Here is a 2,270-nt window from a genome sequence, read left to right as displayed (position 1 = left end):
GCTTTTAAAAAGAAACTAAAAATTTTATTAAAAAGTTTTGGTTGGTAAAGAAAAAGCGTTGTATATTTGCACCCGCTTTGAGACAGAGCAAGCGTTCACAGTAACAGATTGAGAGTTAATAAAAACAGCCGTTTGGGGCGAGGWAGAAGGGTTCGATTCCCTTGGTTTTAACAAGACAGATCGGGAGACTGATCAAAGTTCATTGATATATTGAATTGACAAMGGATTTTATTTTTAGCGAGATAAAATCAAGTGTATAAGAATTAAGACTAGAAAAGTCAACCTGAACAGATTTCTTTAGTAGTTGTTGAATATATTTAAGATTTAACGATGAAGAGTTTGATCCTGGCTCAGGATGAACGCTAGCGGCAGGCCTAACACATGCAAGTCGAACGGTAACAGGGATTGCTTGCAATCCGCTGACGAGTGGCGCACGGGTGCGTAACGCGTATACAATCTGCCTTTAAGCGGGGGATAGCCCATGGAAACGTGGATTAATACCYCATAGTATATAGAGATCACCTGGTTTYTATATTAAACATTTATGGCTTAAAGATGAGTATGCGTCCTATTAGTTAGTTGGTAAGGTAACGGCTTACCAAGACCGCGATAGGTAGGGGTCCTGAGAGGGAGATCCCCCACACTGGTACTGAGACACGGACCAGACTCCTACGGGAGGCAGCAGTGAGGAATATTGGACAATGGAGGCAACTCTGATCCAGCCATGCCGCGTGCAGGAAGACTGCCCTATGGGTTGTAAACTGCTTTTATACAGGAAGAAACCCCTCCACGTGTGGAGGTCTGACGGTACTGTATGAATAAGGATCGGCTAACTCCGTGCCAGCAGCCGCGGTAATACGGAGGATCCAAGCGTTATCCGGAATCATTGGGTTTAAAGGGTCCGTAGGCGGGATAATAAGTCAGTGGTGAAAGTCTGCCGCTTAACGGTAGAATTGCCATTGATACTGTTGTTCTTGAATTATTATGAAGTGGTTGGAATGAGTAGTGTAGCGGTGAAATGCATAGATATTACTCAGAACACCTATTGCGAAGGCAGATCACTAATAATATATTGACGCTGATGGACGAAAGCGTAGGTAGCGAACAGGATTAGATACCCTGGTAGTCTACGCCGTAAACGATGGTCACTAGCTGTCCGGCCTAATTGAGGGCTGGGTGGTTAAGCGAAAGTGATAAGTGACCCACCTGGGGAGTACGTTCGCAAGAATGAAACTCAAAGGAATTGACGGGGGCCCGCACAAGCGGTGGAGCATGTGGTTTAATTCGATGATACGCGAGGAACCTTACCAGGGCTTAAATGCAGTTGGACAGGTCTGGAAACAGACCCTTCTTCGGACTAATTGCAAGGTGCTGCATGGTTGTCGTCAGCTCGTGCCGTGAGGTGTCAGGTTAAGTCCTATAACGAGCGCAACCCCTGTGGTTAGTTGCCAGCACGTAATGGTGGGAACTCTAGCCAGACTGCCGGTGCAAACCGCGAGGAAGGTGGGGATGACGTCAAATCATCACGGCCCTTACGTCCTGGGCCACACACGTGCTACAATGGTAGGGACAGAGGGCAGCTACCCCGCGAGGGGATGCGAATCTTCAAACCCTATCACAGTTCGGATCGCAGTCTGCAACTCGACTGCGTGAAGCTGGAATCGCTAGTAATCGCATATCAGCCATGATGCGGTGAATACGTTCCCGGGCCTTGTACACACCGCCCGTCAAGCCATGGAAGCCGGGGGTACCTGAAGTCCGTCACCGTAAGGAGCGGCCTAGGGTAAAACTGGTAACTGGGGCTAAGTCGTAACAAGGTAGCCGTACCGGAAGGTGCGGCTGGAACACCTCCTTTCTAGAGCGATGYWWCTTTAWGWWRCTAGCGACAATTAYRGAAAGAAAAGTTCGAGAGAGACCGCTTTGGTCTTGATTCTTATTGTCAATTCGATTTATATGGACAGTCTCATAGCTCAGCTGGTTAGAGCGCTACACTGATAATGTAGAGGTCGGCAGTTCGAGTCTGCCTGAGACTACGACGCAGCGAAGCTGCGAGTTYAAAGTTGCAGGTTAGAAAGTTCAAAGTTTTGAACCTGAGACACAGAAGTTCATTTGAAATAACTAAAGGAAATTTTAGAGGTTGAGTAGCCGTTATAAGTACTGTTAACTAATAACTGTTAACTGATCACTGAAATAATGGGGGATTAGCTCAGCTGGCTAGAGCGCCTGCCTTGCACGCAGGAGGTCATCGGTTCGACTCCGATATTCTCCAC

At 47.3% G+C, this 2,270-nt stretch carries 2 tRNA genes and 1 rRNA gene; all 3 read left to right on the top strand.

Going from position 1 to position 2,270, the window contains the following annotated elements:
* Window positions 1-327 precede the first annotated feature (327 nt).
* The 3 genes from FLP08_RS15405 (at window position 328) to FLP08_RS15395 (ending at window position 2,269) form a co-directional block, all read left to right on the top strand.
* Window positions 328-1,855 (top strand): 16S ribosomal RNA (locus tag FLP08_RS15405).
* 104 nt (window positions 1,856-1,959) lie between these two features.
* A tRNA-Ile gene (locus FLP08_RS15400) sits at window positions 1,960-2,033 on the top strand.
* A 162-nt stretch (window positions 2,034-2,195) separates the two neighbouring features.
* Window positions 2,196-2,269 (top strand) — tRNA-Ala (locus FLP08_RS15395).
* Window position 2,270: the final 1 nt, after the last annotated feature.

The organism is Christiangramia aestuarii (genome assembly GCF_009735585.1).
Lineage (GTDB): Bacteria > Bacteroidota > Bacteroidia > Flavobacteriales > Flavobacteriaceae > Christiangramia > Christiangramia aestuarii.
Note: the sequence above shows the minus strand (reverse complement) of the source record. Positions and strands in the feature narration are given on the sequence as shown.